The sequence below is a fragment of the Streptomyces sporangiiformans genome, from assembly GCF_005768555.2.
GTDB lineage: Bacteria > Actinomycetota > Actinomycetes > Streptomycetales > Streptomycetaceae > Streptomyces > Streptomyces sporangiiformans.
The window spans coordinates 1-16,485 of record NZ_VCHX02000069.1 but is presented as its reverse complement, the minus strand read 5'-3'; the positions used below and the strand labels follow the sequence as shown (position 1 = coordinate 16,485).

At 69.5% G+C, this 16,485-nt stretch carries 13 protein-coding genes; 3 read left to right on the top strand and 10 right to left on the bottom strand.

All coding sequences use genetic code 11. From position 1 onward, the window contains the following. Positions 1–68 precede the first annotated feature (68 nt). The 10 genes from FGD71_RS06325 to FGD71_RS06280 all read right to left on the bottom strand — a co-directional run bounded on the left by FGD71_RS06325 (position 69) and on the right by FGD71_RS06280 (position 13,291). On the bottom strand, positions 69–1,850 hold the full coding sequence (locus FGD71_RS06325) for an IucA/IucC family protein (protein WP_119099392.1): 1,782 nt from the start codon (positions 1,848–1,850) through the stop codon (positions 69–71). Beyond that, positions 1,847–2,413: a GNAT family N-acetyltransferase gene (locus FGD71_RS06320; protein ID WP_119099391.1), complete on the bottom strand. Its 567-nt coding sequence runs from the start codon at positions 2,411–2,413 to the stop codon at positions 1,847–1,849. Before FGD71_RS06320 ends, FGD71_RS06325 begins: the two co-directional genes overlap by 4 nt. Then, a complete protein-coding gene (locus tag FGD71_RS06315; protein WP_119099390.1) occupies positions 2,410–3,687 on the bottom strand; it encodes a lysine N(6)-hydroxylase/L-ornithine N(5)-oxygenase family protein in 1,278 nt (425 codons plus the stop codon). Before FGD71_RS06315 ends, FGD71_RS06320 begins: the two co-directional genes overlap by 4 nt. Beyond that, a complete protein-coding gene (gene desA, locus FGD71_RS06310; protein WP_119099389.1) occupies positions 3,671–5,113 on the bottom strand; it encodes a lysine decarboxylase DesA in 1,443 nt (480 codons plus the stop codon). The genes FGD71_RS06315 and desA overlap by 17 nt, the downstream gene beginning before the upstream one ends. A 108-nt stretch (positions 5,114–5,221) precedes the next feature. Then, positions 5,222–6,082 (bottom strand): siderophore-interacting protein, encoded by an 861-nt coding sequence (locus FGD71_RS06305; protein WP_119099388.1) that lies wholly within the window; start codon positions 6,080–6,082, stop codon positions 5,222–5,224. Between the two features lie 131 nt (positions 6,083–6,213). Further along, entirely contained in the window at positions 6,214–7,263 is a 1,050-nt protein-coding gene (locus FGD71_RS06300; RefSeq protein ID WP_119099387.1) for an ABC transporter substrate-binding protein, read from the bottom strand. A 194-nt stretch (positions 7,264–7,457) separates the two neighbouring features. Further along, on the bottom strand, positions 7,458–8,618 hold the full coding sequence (locus FGD71_RS06295) for an acyl-CoA dehydrogenase family protein (protein ID WP_119099420.1): 1,161 nt from the start codon (positions 8,616–8,618) through the stop codon (positions 7,458–7,460). Positions 8,619–8,629: 11 nt separating this feature from the next. Beyond that, on the bottom strand, positions 8,630–9,586 hold the full coding sequence (locus FGD71_RS06290) for a hydroxymethylglutaryl-CoA lyase (RefSeq protein ID WP_119099386.1): 957 nt from the start codon (positions 9,584–9,586) through the stop codon (positions 8,630–8,632). Then, positions 9,583–11,655, bottom strand: coding sequence for an acetyl/propionyl/methylcrotonyl-CoA carboxylase subunit alpha (locus FGD71_RS06285; RefSeq protein WP_119099385.1), 2,073 nt, complete (start codon positions 11,653–11,655; stop codon positions 9,583–9,585). Before FGD71_RS06285 ends, FGD71_RS06290 begins: the two co-directional genes overlap by 4 nt. A gap of 19 nt (positions 11,656–11,674) precedes the next feature. Beyond that, positions 11,675–13,291, bottom strand: a complete 1,617-nt coding sequence (locus tag FGD71_RS06280) for a carboxyl transferase domain-containing protein (protein WP_119099384.1) — start codon at positions 13,289–13,291, stop codon at positions 11,675–11,677. Positions 13,292–13,376: 85 nt separating this feature from the next. Here FGD71_RS06280 and FGD71_RS06275 point away from each other — a divergent pair, with 85 nt between their 5' ends. The 3 genes from FGD71_RS06275 to tesB all read left to right on the top strand — a co-directional run bounded on the left by FGD71_RS06275 (position 13,377) and on the right by tesB (position 16,203). Beyond that, positions 13,377–14,039, top strand: coding sequence for a TetR/AcrR family transcriptional regulator (locus tag FGD71_RS06275; protein ID WP_119099383.1), 663 nt, complete (start codon positions 13,377–13,379; stop codon positions 14,037–14,039). Positions 14,040–14,155: 116 nt separating this feature from the next. Then, positions 14,156–15,313, top strand: coding sequence for an acyl-CoA dehydrogenase family protein (locus FGD71_RS06270; protein WP_119099419.1), 1,158 nt, complete (start codon positions 14,156–14,158; stop codon positions 15,311–15,313). Between the two features lie 8 nt (positions 15,314–15,321). Then, a complete protein-coding gene (gene tesB, locus FGD71_RS06265) occupies positions 15,322–16,203 on the top strand; it encodes an acyl-CoA thioesterase II (RefSeq protein ID WP_119099382.1) in 882 nt (293 codons plus the stop codon). Positions 16,204–16,485 lie beyond the last annotated feature (282 nt).

Genomic DNA, 16,485 nt, shown 5'->3' with positions numbered 1-16,485 from the left:
GCGAACATGGCGGCGGGCGCCCCCTGGGACCGTACGTGGGGGCGCCCGCCTGCTGGTGGGGGCCGTTGCTACAGCCCGGCGATGGGGTTCTTCAGCGTCCCGACGAGCTGGAGGGCTCCGGCCGGGTCGGCGAGGTCCACCATCTCCTTGTTGTTCCGCAGCTGCAGCCGGTTGAGGCAGGACAGCGCGAACTCGGGCGCGAACATGTCGTACTGCCGGAACTTGTCCGCGAGTTCGGGCCTGGCCGCCTGGTAGTCGCGTACGCAGTCGGCGACCGTCCGCCAGAAGTCGGTCTCGTCCAGGACGCCGTCACCGGCGAGGTCCGCGGCGAGGAAGCGGAAGAAGCAGTCGAAGACGTCCGTGAAGATCGACAGGAGCTTCTTGTCCTCGGGCACCTCGACACGGAGCCGCTCGACCGCGGGCGGCAGCACCGCGTCCGGGTCCATGACCGCGATCTCCTCGGCGATGTCCTTGTAGATCGCGCGCTGCACGACGCCGTCCTTGAGGACCAGGATGACGTTCTCGCCGTGCGGCATGAACACCAGGTCGTACGCGTAGAAGCTGTGCAGCAGCGGCGTGAGATACGCGTGCAGATAGCGGCGCAGCCATTCCACCGGCGGCAGGCCCGAACGCTCGATCAGCGCGGTCGCGAACGACGCGCCCTCGTGGTCGACATGCACCAGCGAGGCCATCGTGGCCAGGGACTCCCCCTCCTGCAGCGAGGACACGGGGCTTTCGCGCCACAGCGCGGCGAGCATCTTGCGGTACGGCGAGTAACGGTCGGTGGCGGCCTCGTACTCCAGGTGCCGGTACCCGACGGCCGCGCGCTCGCGGATGACCGACAGTCCGGTGGACCTCAGCACCGGGTCGTTGACAATGAGCCCGGCCAGCCAGTCGTTGATGGCCGGGGTCGCCTCCATGTACGCGGCGGACAGGCCGCGCATGAAGCCCATGTTGATGACCGACAGGGCGGTCTTCACGTAGTGCTTTTCCGGGGCGCTCTTGTTGAAGAAGGTCCGGATCGACTGCTGGGCCAGATACTCGTCGTCGCCCTCGCCGAGGCACACGAGGTGCCGCTGGGCGACCTCGGCGGCGAAGGTGACCGTGAGTTTGTTCCACCACTGCCAGGGGTGGACGGGGATGAGGAGGTAGTCCGCCGGGTCGAGGTCCTGCTCGCGCAGAACGGTGTGGAAGCGCTCGACCGTCTCGGCGCCCAGCTCGTCCCGCAGGAACGCCTCGTACTCGATGCCCACGCCCGCCGTGAAGGCCGCCCGCGAGCGGTGCGCGGCCAGCCAGACCAGCCGCACCGGGCTCGCGGTCTCGGGGGCGTAGGAGAGGTACTCGTGGACGCCGAAGCCGAGCCGCCCGTTGTTGGCGACGAAGCAGGGGTGGCCCTCGGTCATGCCGGTCTCGATGGCCTGGAAACCGGAGCGCACCAGCTCGGCGACCGGGATCTGCGGCTTGGTGAGCTTGTAGCAGGTCCCGGACAGGGTGGAGGAGATCTCCTCCAGGTAGACGGGCAGGATCTCGTCGCTCAGGCCGAGCGTCTTCTGCAACTCGATGAAGAAGTCGAGGGCGGCGAGCGGGAGTTCGCGGCCGTCGTGGTGGCGGGTGATCGAGTCGGCGTCGACCTGCCAGTGGTCGAGGGCGCGGCGGGTGGCGGTGAACTCGTACCGGGTCAGGCCGTCGTCGCTGCGGACGACGTACCGGCCCGTGCCCTCGTCGCCCTCCGGCTCCGGCGTGATGAGCCGCTCGTGGGCGAACTCGGCGAGGGCCTTGCGGATGAGGAGGCGGTTGGCCCGCGCCCAGCGATGGGGGGACAGATGCGCCACGGCGTCGGACAGGGTCATATCGAAACTCCTCGCGCAGCCAAGCTGTGCCTATTAAAGAAGCGTTCGCGCGTGCAGAAGGACAGCAGTGCGCGCTTCTCCGGCTTCTCGATCTCGCGGACGGGTACGAAGCCGACGGTCTCGTTCAGCGCGTGCACCGCCGTGTTGCTCACATCCGGTTCGACGACGACCCGCCGGGTGCGCGGGTCGGCGAACAGGGACTCCATCACCGCGGTGATCACGGCTCGGGTGAAGCCGTGCACCGGGGTGTCCGTCGGCGCCACCAGGAAGTGCATGCCGACATCGCCCGGCTCGGGTTCGTACAGGCCGACGAGCTCGATGTACCGGGGGTCGTACTTCTCCATCAGGAACGCGGGTTCACCGTCGTGGAACCCCAGGTAGGCGTGGTGGTGCTCGTTGGCCGCGATGGCCATGTACTCGCGCTCCACGTCCTGGAGTTCGGCGTCCTGCATCATCCAGTAGGCCGCCTTGGGGTGCGTCACCCAGGAGTGCAGCAGCTCCGTGTCGGCGAGCGGGTCGAGGGGACGCAGCGAGAGCGTCCCGAGGGCGGTCGTCGAGCTCATATGGCGAACTCCTGGAACGCGATGGCCTTCTCGACGGGGTAGTACTCGGAGCCGAGCAGCTCGCGGATGATGTACGCGTTGCGGTAGGCGCCCATGCCGAGGTCCGGTGATGTGATCGAGTGCGTGTGCACGCCGGCGTTCTGCAGGAAGATGCCGCGGCCCGTGGTGTCGATGGCGTAGTTGCGGGCCACGTCGTGGTTGCCCTGAGCGTCGTAGCGGATCCGGTCGCGTACGGGCTTCAGGAACTCGGGCTCGGTGTACCGGTAGCCGGTCGCCAGGATCAGGCCCTCGGAGTGCAGCTCGTAGTCCTTCTCCTGCTCCTCCTGGCGCAGGCCCAGGACGTATGTGCCGTTGTCGTGGGACGCGGTGGTGAGCGAGGAGTTGGTGATCAGGCGCGTGGGGACCGGGCCGCGGAGGTTCTTCTGGTAGAGCAGGTCGAAGATCTCGTTGATCAGTTCGCCGTCGATGCCCTTGAACAGGCCCTTCTGCTGGGACTGGAGGCGGTAGCGGGTCCGCTCCGGCAGCGCGTGGAAGTAGTCGATGTACTCCGGGGAGGTCATCTCCAGCGTGAGCTTGGTGTATTCCAGCGGGAAGAACCGCGGGGAGCGCGTGACCCAGTTCAGCCGGTAGCCGTGGACGTCGATCTCGCTCAGCAGGTCGTAGTAGATCTCCGCGGCGGACTGTCCGCTGCCGACCAGCGTGATGGACTTCTTCCGCTGGAGCTCCCGCTTGTGCTGCTGGTAGCGGGAGTTGTGGATGAAGTCCCCTTCGAGGCCGTGACAGGCCTCGGGGATGTACGGGGGTGTGCCGGTGCCGAGCACGAGGTGGCGGGCGCGGTAGGTCTGGCCGCCTTCCGTCCGTACGACGTAGACGCCGTCGGCGTGTGTGACCTCGGTGACCGTCGTGTTGAAGCGGATGCTGGAGAGCTGCGCGGCCGCCCAGCGGCAGTAGTCGTCGTACTCGACGCGCAGCGGGTAGAAGTTCTCGCGGATGTAGAACGAGTACAGACGGCCGGACGCCTTCAGGTAGTTGAGGAAGGAGTACGGGGACGTCGGGTCGGCGAGGGTGACGAGGTCCGACATGAACGGCGTCTGGAGGTGCGCGCCCTCCAGGAACATCCCGGAGTGCCACTCGAAGTCGGGCTTGGACTCCAGGAAGACCCCGTCGAGTTCGGTGATCGGCTCGGTGAGGCAGGCGAGGCCGAGGTTGAAGGGGCCCAGCCCGATCCCCACGAAGTCGCGGATCTTTTCCGGGGATTCAGGAAGCGCGGTCAAGGGACTCTCCCAGGTACTGCTCGGCGTGGCCGGCGATCAGGTCGAGTACGACGGCTATGTCGGCCGTCGTGGTCTCGGGGTTGAGCAGGGTGAACTTGAGGTAGTGGCGGCCGCCGACCTTGGTGCCCGCGACGACCGCGTCACCGGAGGCGAACAGCGCCTTGCGGGCAAACAGGTTGGCGCGGTCGATCTCGGCCGGGTCGGTGACGTCGGCGGGGATGTGGCGGAAGACCAGGGTGGACAGCGAGGGCTGGACGACCACGTCGAAGCGCGGGTCGGCGGCGAGCAGTTCCCAGCCCTCCGCCGCGCGGGCGCAGACCTGGTCGAAGAGCTCGCCGATGCCGTCGGCGCCCATCACGCGCAGGGTCATCCACAGCTTGAGGGCGTCGAACCGGCGAGTGGTCTGCAGGGACTTGTCGACCTGGTTGGGGATGCGCTCGTGCACCATGCGGCGCGGGTTGAGGTACTCCGCGTGGTACGTGGCGTGCCGCAGCGTGGCCGCGTCGCGGACCAGCACGGCGGACGAACTGACCGGCTGGAAGAACGACTTGTGGTAGTCGACGGTGACGGAGTCGGCACGCTCGATGCCGTCGATGCGGTCCCGGTTCTTCAGCGATGTGAGCAGCCCGCAGCCGTACGCCGCGTCGACGTGCAGCCAGGTGCCGAACTGGTCGCACAGCTCGGCGATCTCGGGGAGCGGGTCGATGGAGCCGAAGTCGGTGGTGCCCGCGGTGGCGACGACGGCCATCGGGATCAGCCCGTCCTGGCGGCAGCGCTCCAGTTCGTGGGCGAGCGCGACCGTCTGCATGCGCTTGTCGTGGTCGACGGGCAGGGAGACGACCGAGTCGGGGCTCAGGCCGAGCAGTTTGGCCGACTTCTTGACGCTGAAGTGGCTCACCTCGGAGGCGAAGATGCGCAGTTTGGCGTTCGAGTCGGTCTTGGCCTCCTCGCGGGCCAGCAGCAGCGCCTGGAGGTTGGACTGGGTACCGCCGCTGGTGAACACGCCGTCGGCGGCCGGGCCCAGGCCGATGCGCTCGGTGGTCCAGTCGATGAGTTTGCGCTCGATGAGGGTGCCGCCGGCCGACTGGTCCCAGGTGTCCAGGGAGGAGTTGACGGCCGACAGAACGGCCTCGCCGACCACGGCCGGGATGACGACCGGGCAGTTGAGGTGGGCGAGATAGCGCGGGTGGTGGAAGTAGACCGCGTCCTTGAGGTAGATCTCCTCCAGCTCGTCGAGGACCGCGGTGGTGTCGTGCAGCGGGCGGTCCAGGTCGATCCGCTCGATGTGGGGAGACAGGGCGTCGACCGTGACGCCGGTGAACGGACGGTCGGTGGTGGCGATTCTGGCCGCCACCCGCTCGATTCCTTCGGTCACGGAGCTGCGGTACCGCTCCGTGGTCGTGTCATTGAGCAGGTGCGAGCGCATGGGGGGTTTCCTCCGGGGGACAGGAAGAGGGGCGGAACGCGAGCTTCAACTTAGGTTAGCCTAACCTAAGTTTCAATTCGTGAAGAGGTGATCACAGAGCGATGTGATCTATCCCTCTCCCCGCTCGCGCAGTTGCTCCTCGGTCATCCCGCGCCGCCAGTAGCCCACGAACGTGACCCGCCTGCGGTCGAACTCCCGCTCGCGCACGAGATGCCGGCGCAGCTCCTTCACCCGGCCCGACTCGCCGGCGATCCAGGCGTACGGGGCCCTGGTGTGCGGGAGTTCGGCGGCACGGATCGCGTCGAGGGCGTCGGGTGCCCCCTCGTCGCGTACGAGCCATGTGATCTCGGCGTCCGCGGCGGTGAGGGGTTCCAGGCGGTCGCCGGCGTGCGGGACCTCCAGCCAGACGCGGGCCCTGGTCCCCGCCGGCAGCGACTCCAGGATGGCCGTGGCGGCGGGCAGGGCGGTCTCGTCCGCCCACATGACGACCAGGTCGGCGCCGACGGGCGGGCGGAAACGTATCGCCTTGTTGTCGGCGACGGCGGGGCCGAGTACGACGACGCGGTCGCCGGGGCCGGCCTGGGACGCCCAGCGGGACGCGGGGCCGGCGGGCGCCGCGGCCCCCGGCTCCACGCCGTGCAGCGCGAAGTCGATATCGATCTCGACGGTGCTGCCGTGCGCGTCGCGCCGCAGGGCGCGCAGCGTGTACGAACGCATCACCGCCCGTACGTCGTCGGGCAGTTCACGCCACGCCTGCCACCAGCCGTCGCCCTCCTCGACCGGGATGGCGGGCTCCGACTGACCCGGCTGCGGCAGGAAGAGCGACAGGCTCTGGTCGCGGCCGTCGGAGGCGAAGGCGTGCAGATCGGGGCCCGTGAGGGAGACCCGGACGAGTGACGGGCCGAGCCGCCTCGTCCGTACGACCTGCAGAGAGAAAAAACGGAACGGGGTGGCTACGGCCGTCGTCATGGGGTGCTCCTGAGTCGAGGTCAGGGGGAAAGCCCCGTAAGGGGCGCGGGGCTGTGACATATGCGGCTCCGCCGCGTGGGCGCGACCAGCCACGTACGGGCCGCACCATCCACAGGCCTCCGGCAAGGCGGTCAGGTGACCTTCTTGGCCTTGTCGATCGCCTGGGCGAGGTTCTCGAGCAGCGGCGTGCACTTGTCGTAGGACAGGATCGGCTCGGGGTCGCGGGCGATGACCTGGCCCGCCTTGACCGCGGGCAGCTTCTTCCAGGTGGCCTCGGTGATGTCGGCGGGCTGGATGGTCGAGGAGCGGTTGTCCATCATGATGATGTCCGCGTCGTACTTGTCGACGTTCTCCCAGCTCAGGTTCTCGAACCAGCCGCCGCTGGCCTTCAGGGCCGAGGCGGGAGGCTCGACGAAGTTCACGCCGAGTGCCTTGAAGTACTCCAGGTCGATGGAGAGGTTCGTGCCCGAGACATAGAAGATGTCCTGGCTCGCGGAACCGGCCAGCACCTTGATGTCGGGGTTGGCCTTGGCGGCGGCGCGCAGCTTGGCGGCGGCGTCCTCGAAGCGCTTCTTGGCCGTGGTGATCGCGTCGGACTTCACGTCGGCGCCCAGCGACTCGGCGAGGTCCAGCATGCGCTGCAGCGACTTGGTCATCTGGCGGTCGTAGACCGAGATGGCGACGCTCGGAGCGCCGACGGCGAGGATCTTCTTCGTGGACTCCTCGGGGACGTACCAGAGGGTGCCGGCGTCGTCGAACGTCGTGGTGATCAGGGCGTCGGGGGCCAGGCCCGCGTACTTCTCGATGTTGAACTGGCCCCACACGTTGCCGAGGATCGTCACCTTGCTGATGTCGAGATCGCCGGCCTGGACGTCGGCCTTGCCGGTCTTGGTCTTGGTCGGACCGAAGACACCCTTGACCTCTATGCCGTAGTCGTGGAGGGCGGCGGCGACACCGGTGAACGCGACGATGTTCGTCGGGATCTTGTCGCCCTTGGCGGTCTCACCGCGGTCGTCCTTGAAGGTCCACGAGCCGGACTTGGCGGCCTGCGTGTTGTCCGCCGAGTCCCCGCTTTTCGCGTCTTCGTCGCCGCAGGCCGCTAGGACGGCGCCGAGGCCGAGGGCGCCGCCCGCGGCGAGGATGCCGCGGCGGGTGAGGTGGGCGGAACGGGCGTTGGACATGTGGTGACTGCTTTCGCACAGGGCGGAGCGCCCATCGGACAAGTTCAAAAGGTAGGTTAGCCTAACCTCATCTGCTGTCCAGAAGGCGGGGTTCACCTGCGGAAACGCCGGATGGTGCCCGTGTCCGCGCCTGTGCGGGCCCTGTGCACTCCCTTCGCGGCCCGGGTGCCGCAGGGGCGGATTTGCAGCAGTTATCAGCCAGTCAGGCCCAACTCCCGGGCGATCAGCATGCGTTGGACCTCGCTCGTGCCCTCGCCGATCTCCAGGATCTTGGAGTCGCGCCACATACGGGCCACCGGATACTCGTTCATGAAGCCGTAGCCGCCGTGGATCTGGGTGGCGTCGCGGGCGTTGTCGACGGCGATCGTGGAGGAGTGGAGCTTGGCCAGGGCCGCCTCCTTCTTGAAGGGTTCGCCGCTCACCAGGCGGGACGCGGCGTCGCGCCAGGCGAGGCGGGCCGTGTGCGCCTTCATCTCCATATCGGCGATCTTGAACTGGATGGCCTGGTTCGCGCCGATCGGGCGCCCGAACGCGTGGCGCTCCTTGGCGTACTTCACGGACTCGTCCACGCAGCCCTGGGCCAGGCCCGTCGCGAGCGCCGCGATGGCGATACGGCCCTCGTCGAGGATGCGCAGGAACTGGGCGTAACCCCGGCCCTCCTCGCCCAGCAGGTTCGCGGCGGGCACGCGTACGTCGTCGAAGGACAACTCCCTTGTGTCCGAGGCGTTCCAGCCGACCTTCGAGTACGGGGCCGCGACCGTGAAGCCGGGGGTTCCCGACGGGACGATGATCGACGAGATGCGCGGCTTGCCCTCAGGAGTGCGGCCCGTGACCGCCGTGACCGTCACCAGGCCCGTGATGTCCGTCCCGGAGTTGGTGATGAAACACTTGGTGCCGTTGATCACCCATTCGTCCGTCGACGCGTCGAGGCGGGCGGTGGTACGGGTCGCTCCGGCGTCCGAGCCGCCGTCGGGCTCCGTCAGACCGAAGGCGCCGAGGATCTCGCCCGTGCACAGCCGCGGCAGCCACGCGCGCTTCTGCTCCTCGGTGCCGAACACATGGATGGGCATCGCGCCCAGCGAGACGCCCGCCTCCAGCGTGATGGCCACCGAGGAGTCCACCCGGGCGAGTTCCTCGAGCGCGATGCCGAGCGCCAGATAGTCGCCGCCCATGCCGCCGTACTCCTCCGGGAACGGCAGCCCGAACAGACCCATCCGGCCCATCTCGCGGACGATCTCGTACGGGAACTCGTGACGCTCGTAGAAGTCGCCGATCTTCGGCGCCACGACATCGTGAGCGAACTCCTCGACCGTGCGGCGGAGTTCCTCGAGTTCGGGGGAGAGGCGATGGTCCAGGGGCATGGGGATCACTCCTTGTGGGAGAGGGCGCGGACGGTGCGGGAAGGGCTGGGTCGGCCCAGTCGGTCGGCCATCCACACGCTCGTGGCGATGAGACGGTCGAGGTCGACTCCGGTGTCGATGCCGAGGCCCCGCAGCATCCACACGAGGTCTTCGGTGGCGAGGTTGCCGGTGGCGGACTTGGCGTAGGGGCAGCCGCCCAGGCCCCCGGCGGACGCGTCGACGGTGGTCACCCCGTGCTGCAGCGCGGCCAGGGTGTTGGCGAGCGCCTGGCCGTAGGTGTCGTGGAAGTGCACGCCGAGGGCGGCGGCGGGAACGCCCGCCTCGCCCAGTGCGGCGAGGAGTGCCTGTACATGGCCCGGGGTCGCCACGCCGATCGTGTCGCCGAGGCTCAGTTCGTCGCAGCCCATGTCCACCAGGGCCCGGCAGACCCGTACGACCTGGGTTACGGGGACCGGCCCCTCCCAGGGGTCGCCGAAGCACATGGAGAGATAACCGCGGACGTGGGCCCGCTGCGCCTTGGCCCGGTCGACCACCGGCTCGAACATGGCCAGCGCCTCGTCGACCGTCCGGTTGAGGTTGGCCTTCGCGAAGGACTCCGTGGCGCTGGCGAAAACGGCGATACGGGTCGCGCCCAGGGCCAGGGCCCGGTCCAGTCCGCGCTCGTTCGGCACGAGGACGGGCAGGGCGGTGCCGCTCAGGTCGGACAGGTCCCGTACGAGGGGGAACAGCTGCTCCGCGTCGGCGAGCTGGGGCACCCACTTCGGGTGGACGAAGCTGGTGGCCTCGACGGTGCTGAGCCCCGCTTCGGCGAGCCGCCGGATGAACTCGGCCTTGACCTCCGTGGGGACGGTGGCCTTCTCGTTCTGCAGACCGTCGCGGGCGCCGACCTCATGGATCCGTACGGTGGCGGGAAGCCCCGGTGCGGGAACGGCCATGGGAAGTCCCAGTTCGGGGGTCGTCATGCGCTGTCCTCCTCCGCTGCTCGAGCTGCGAGCGGCTCGAGCACGGCCAGCACCTGGTCCATGGCGACGGTCGTGCCCGGCGTGACGTCCAGCTCGGTGACGGTGCCGGCGTGCGGGGCGGAGACGACGTGCTCCATCTTCATCGCCTCCACCACCAACAGGCTCTGCCCGGCCGCCACTTCGTCCCCCACGGCGACCTTCACGACGGTGACCGTGCCGGGCATGGGGGCGGTGAGCGAGTCGACTCCCGCGCGGGCGGCACCGGTGAGGGAGGCGGCGACGGGGTCGTGGTCCAGGACGTTCCAGGAATCGCCGTCGCGGCCGAGCCAAGTGCCGGCGGCGCGGTGGAAGGTGTGGGTGAGGCCGTCGAAGTGGAGGGTGGCGGTGGAGGGGGCTTCCTCTTCCCCAAGCCCACCCCTTCCCGAAGCTGGGGGCATGCCCCCAGGCCCCCAAGAGACGTCCGCGTCGTGCAGAGGGCCGCGTACGCGGACGGTCACGGGTTCCTGCCCTGGTACGCGCAAGTGATGCACAGTCCACGCCGGTTCGCCGCCGAGCCGCCAACCACTGGGTAGCGAGAAGGGATCAACCCAGCCCGGGCTGACGCCACTCAGCCCGTCCGGCGTTTGAGGACGAGGCCGTTCAGGCTGCTTGGGGAAAAGACCCGCCTGTCGCAGCAACCCCGCCGCCACGTACACCTCACCCGGCACCTCCCCCGGAACGAGCCCCTCGACCTCCCGCTCCACCAGCCCCGTGTCCAACTCCCCGGCCACAACGGCAGGGTGGGCGAGCAGCCTCCGCAGGAACCCGGCGTTGGTCGGGACCCCCAACGTGACCGTCTCCGCCAGCGCCGCGCGAAGCTTCCGCAGCGCCGTCGCGCGGTCGGGACCGTACGCGACGACCTTCGACAGCATCGGGTCGTACAGCGAACCGACCTCCGTACCCTCACTCAACCCGGAGTCGGTGCGCACGCCGTCACCCTGCGGCTCGTGCAGCGCGAGCACCGTGCCGCCGGAGGGCAGAAAGCCCCGGGAGGGGTCCTCGGCGCAGATACGGGCCTCGACCGCGTGCCCGGTGAGCGTGATGTCGTCCTGGCCGAAGGCCAGCTTCTCGCCCGCCGCGACCCGCAGCTGCCACTCCACCAGATCCACCCCCGTGACCATCTCGGTCACCGGATGCTCGACCTGGAGGCGGGTGTTCATCTCCATGAAGAAGTACGAGGAAGGGTCGCCCCCGGGCACGATGAACTCCACCGTGCCCGCCCCCTCGTAACCGCAGGACCGGGCCGCCTGGACCGCCGCCTCGCCCATCGCCGCGCGCGTCGCGGAGTCGAGGAGCACACTCGGCGCCTCCTCGATGATCTTCTGGTGCCGTCGCTGGAGGGAGCACTCGCGCTCACCCAGGTGCACCACCTGTCCGTGGCCGTCTGCGAGCACCTGAATCTCGATGTGCCGGGGCCGGTCGATCCACCGCTCCACCAGCAGCGTGTCGTCGCCGAAGGACGCGCGGGCCTCGCGGCGGGCGGCCGCGATCTCGTCGGCGAGCCGCTCCGCGTCCCTGACCAGCCGCATGCCCTTGCCGCCGCCGCCGGCCGAGGGCTTCAGCAGCACGGGCATGCCGATCTCGCGGGCGGCGTCGGCCAGTTGGCCGTCCGTGAGCCCGCTGCCGTTCGACCCCGGCACGACCGGCACCCCGGCCGCCCGCACGGTCTCCTTGGCGCGGATCTTGTCGCCCATCAACGCGATCGCGTCCGCCGGCGGCCCGATGAAGACCAGCCCGGCGTCGGCGCACGCGCGCGCGAACGCGGCGTTCTCCGCGAGGAAGCCGTAGCCCGGGTGCACCGCCTGCGCCCCGGTGCGCGCCGCGGCCTCCAGCAGCCGCTCCACCGACAAGTAACTCTCGCCCGCCGGCGCCGGGCCGATCCGTACCGCCGTGTCCGCCGCACGCACATGCCGGGCATCCGCGTCGGCGTCGCTGAACACCGCCACCGAGCGCACGCCCAGCGACCGCAGCGTACGGATGACCCGTACGGCGATCTCGCCCCGGTTGGCCACCAGCACTGTGTCGAACATCGTCCGTCCCCTCACCCGGTCACATCCGGAAGACGCCGAACCCGGGCTCACCCAGGGGCGCGTTGGCGCACGCGGTCAGGGCCAGACCCAGTACCTGCCGGGTCTCGGCCGGGTCGATCACACCGTCGTCCCAGAGCCGGGCCGTCGCGTAGTAGGCGTTCCCCTGGTGCTCGTACTGCGCGCGGATCGGCTCCTTGAAGGCCTCTTCCTCCTCGGCCGGCCAGGCATCGCCGCGCGCCTCCAGCTGGTCGCGCTTGACGGTCGCGAGGACCGACGCGGCCTGTTCGCCGCCCATCACGGAGATCTTGGCGTTCGGCCACATCCACAGGAAGCGCGGCGAGTAGGCCCGGCCGCACATCGAGTAGTTGCCCGCGCCGTACGACCCGCCGATGACCACCGTCAGCTTCGGTACGCGCGTACAGGCCACCGCCGTGACCATCTTGGCGCCGTGCTTGGCGATGCCACCCGCCTCGTAGTCGCGCCCGACCATGAAGCCGGAGATGTTCTGCAGGAAGACCAGGGGAATCCCGCGCTGGTCGCAGAGCTCGACGAAGTGGGCGCCCTTCTGGGCGGATTCGGAGAACAGGATGCCGTTGTTGGCGACGATCCCCACCGGGTGCCCGTGCACGCGGGCGAAGCCGGTGACGAGGGTCTGCCCGAACTCCGGCTTGAACTCCGCGAAACGCGAACCGTCGACCACGCGCGCGATGACCTCGCGCACGTCATAGGGGGTGCGGGAATCCACCGGCACCACGCCGTACAGCCCGGCAGGGTCCGCCTTCGGCTCCACGGCCGGTGCGACCGACCAGGGCAGTTGTCCGCGCGCGGGGAGCGTGGAGACGATCGTGCGGACGATCCGCAGCGCGTGCGCGTCGTCCTCCGCGAGGTGGTCGGTCACCCCGGAGACCCGGGAGTGGACCTCGCCGCCGCCCAGCTCCTCGGCGGTGACGACCTCGCCCGTCGCGGCCTTCACCAGGGGCGGACCGCCCAGGAAGATCGTGCCCTGACCGCGCACGATCACGGCCTCGTCGCTCATCGCGGGCACATACGCACCGCCCGCCGTGCACGAGCCCAGCACCGCCGCGATCTGCGCGATGCCCGCCCCCGACATCCGCGCCTGGTTGTAGAAGATCCGCCCGAAGTGCTCGCGGTCGGGGAACACCTCGTCCTGCATCGGCAGGAAGGCGCCCCCGGAGTCCACCAGATACACACAGGGGAGGCGGTTTTCGAGCGCGACCTCCTGGGCGCGCAGGTGCTTCTTCACCGTCATCGGGTAGTACGTGCCGCCCTTGACGGTGGCGTCATTGGCGACGACCACGCACTCGCGGCCGCTCACCCGCCCGATCCCGGCGATGACGCCCGCCGCCGGCGCCTGGTCGCCGTACATCCCGTCGGCCGCCAGCGGGGCCAGCTCCAGGAAGGGCGAGCCGGGGTCGAGGAGCGTGTCCACGCGGTCGCGCGGCAGCAGCTTCCCGCGCGCGGTGTGCCGCGCCCGTGCCCGCTCGCCGCCGCCGAGCCGGGCCGTGGCCAGCTTCTGCCGCAGCTCGTCGACGAGCGCGCGGTGCGCCGCCTCGTTGGCCCGCCAGGCCGCCGACGCGGGATCTGCCGCGCTCGTCAGCTCCGGTGCCTCCTGCATCGCGGAGTCCCCTCACTTGTTAATGAGCGTTAACGCGTTTCCCTCAGGTTAACGACCGCTAACCTCCCTGTCTAGAATTGCTTCCATGGCCACCAGAACCCACGCCCCCACCCGCCGCGAACAGATCCTCAAGGAGGCCGCCCGGCTCTTCGCCGAGCGCGGCTTCCACGGCGTCGGGGTCGACGAGATAGGCGCGGCGGTCGGCATCAGCGGTCCCGGTCTGTACCGGCACTTCGCGGGCAAGGACGCGATGCTCGCCGAGCTGCTCGTGGGGATCAGCGGGCAGCTGCTGACCGGTGCCAAGCGACGCCTGCAGGAGGCCGAGGCCGAGGGTGGGGGCAACCCGGGGACCCCTGGGGTCTCTGGTGCCTCTGGGGCACTCGGTGTTCCCGTGGGTCCTGAGGCTGAGGCGGTCCTCGACTCGCTCATCGAGGGGCACATCGACTTCGCGCTCGACGACCGTCCCCTCATCACCCTGCACGACCGCGAGCTGGACCGCCTCCGGGACAGTGACCGCAAGCTCGTACGGCAGCTCCAGCGGCAGTACGTCGAGCTGTGGGTGGAAGTGGTCCGCGAGGTGTATCCCGGACTGGCTGAGCCGGCCGCTCGCTCGGCGGTGCACTCGGTGTTCGGGCTGCTGAACTCCACGCCGCATCTCGGTCGCCCCGGCTCGCTCCCGGGGCGTGCGGCCACGGCGACGCTGCTGCGGCGGATGGCGAAGGGGGCCTTCGCGGCGGCCGGGGCGTGACGAGCGTTACGGGGTGGTTGGTCTGGACGAGCGTCTGTACTCGCCGGTACGGTTGGGGCTGAGCAAGCGCTTAGACATGTACCCCGTGTACGTAATTGCAGGTGGAGGTGGGCGGCGTGCGCCGTACGGTGTTCAACGAGGATCACGAGGCGTTCCGGGAGACCCTGCGCGCCTTCATCGAGGCCGAGGTCGTACCGGTCTACGACGAGTGGTTCGCCGCGGGCCAGGCTCCGCGCGACTTCTACTACAAGCTCGCCGAGCTGGGCGTCTTCGGGATCCGCGTGGACGAGGAGTACGGCGGCGCCGGCATCGACTCGTACAAGTTCGAGGCCGTGATGTACGAGGAGACCGCCCGCGCGGGCGTCTCCTTCGGCGGCTCCGGCGTGCACGTGCTGCTCGGCCTGCCCTACATCAAGATGCTCGCCAGCGATGAGCAGAAGAAGCGGTTCCTGCCGAAGTTCGTCACCGGCGAGGAGATGTGGGCCCTCGCGATGACCGAGCCGGGCACCGGCTCCGACCTCGCGGGCATGAAGACCACCGCGAAGCTCTCCGACGACGGCACGCACTACGTGCTCAACGGCGCCAAGACCTTCATCACCGGCGGTGTGCACGCCGACCGTGTGATCGTGTGCGCCCGCACCGCCGCCCCGCGCGAGGACGATCGCCGCTTCGGCATATCCCTGTTCGCCGTCGACACCAAGGCCGAGGGCTACTCCGTCGGCCGCAAGCTGGACAAGCTCGGCCTGAAGACCTCCGACACCGCCGAGCTGGCGTTCGTCGACGTGAAGGTGCCGGTCGACGACCTGCTGGGCGAGGAGAACAAGGGTTTCTACTACCTCGGCGGCAACCTGCCCTCCGAGCGCTGGGGCATCGCCTTCGGCGCGTACGCGCAGGCCGCGGCGGCCGTCCGGTTCGCCAAGGAGTACGTGCAGGAGCGCACCGTCTTCGGCAAGCCGGTCGCAGCCTTCCAGAACACCAAGTTCGAGCTGGCCGCCTGCCAGGCCGAGGTGGACGCCGCCCAGGCCGTCGCCGACCGCGCCCTGGAGGCCCTCGACGCGGACGAGCTGACCCCGGCGGAGGCCGCGAGCGCCAAGCTGTTCTGCACCGAGGTCGCGCACCGTGTCATCGACCGCTGCCTCCAGCTGCACGGCGGCTACGGCTTCATGAACGAGTACCCGATCGCCCGCCTGTACGCCGACAACCGCGTCAACCGGATCTACGGCGGCACCAGCGAGGTCATGAAGATGATCATCGCGAAGGACATGGGCCTGTAGGCACTGGCATGAGTCAGGCACTTCAGTCCCTGCTCGATCTGCTCGACCTGGAGCAGATCGAGCGGGACATCTTCCGCGGCCGGTCACGGTCCGCCGTCGTCCCGCGCGTCTTCGGCGGGCAGGTGGCCGCGCAGGCGCTGGTCGCCGCCGGGCGTACGGTTCCCGAGGACCGGCTCGCCCACTCCTTGCACGCGTACTTCCTGCGCGCCGGAGACCCCGGCGCGCCGATCGTCTACACCGTGGACCGCATCCGCGACGGCCGTTCCTTCACGACCCGACGGGTCGTGGCCGTGCAGCACGGGCAGCCGATCTTCCACCTCTCCGCGTCCTTCCAGACGTACGAGGAAGGCATGGAGCACCAGGCCGACATGCCGGCCTCGCCCGACCCCGAGACGCTGCCGACCGCGGAGGAGACGCTGCCCAGGTACGCGGAGTTGTTCCGTGAACCGGGCGTCCTGGAGAGGTTGCTGGAGGCGCGGGAGGCGGTGGACCTCCGGTATGTGGACGCGCCGCCGTTCGCCACGGTGGGGGAGGCGCGTGAGCCGCGCTCCCAGGTGTGGTTCCGTACGAACGGCAAACTCGACGAGTTCACGGCTGATCCGCTGCTGCATGTGTGTCTCGCCACGTACGTCTCCGACATGACGCTGCTCGACTCCATCCTGCTCGCGCACGGGCGGGGTGGCTGGGCTGTCGGGGACGTCGTCGGTGCGTCGCTGGACCACGCGATGTGGTTCCACCGTCCGTTCCGCGCCGACGAATGGCTCCTGTACGACCAGGAGTCTCCGTCCGCCTCCGGGGGACGGGGACTTGGCCAGGCCCGGATCTACACGCGGGACGGGCGGTTGGCGATCTCGGTGATCCAGGAGGGCGTGGTACGGGTCCCTAGGTGACGGGTTTTCTCGCCCCCGCCGCCCCNTTTTCTCGCCCCCGCCGCCCCTACCCGTCCCATCCTTCTGGGGCTCCGCCCCAGACCCCGCTCCCGGGGGCCAGCCCCCGGACCCCCGCTCCTCAAACGCCGGAGAGGCTGAATTACCGCGGCCCGGGCCAATCACTCAAGGCCTGGGCTGAACATTTCAGCCGAGGCCGGCATCCACCAGCCCGTCCGGCGCTTGAGGACAAGGTGTCAGGCTGACTCGCACCCACCCACCCGCGCTTTTTCACCCCCCCCCGGC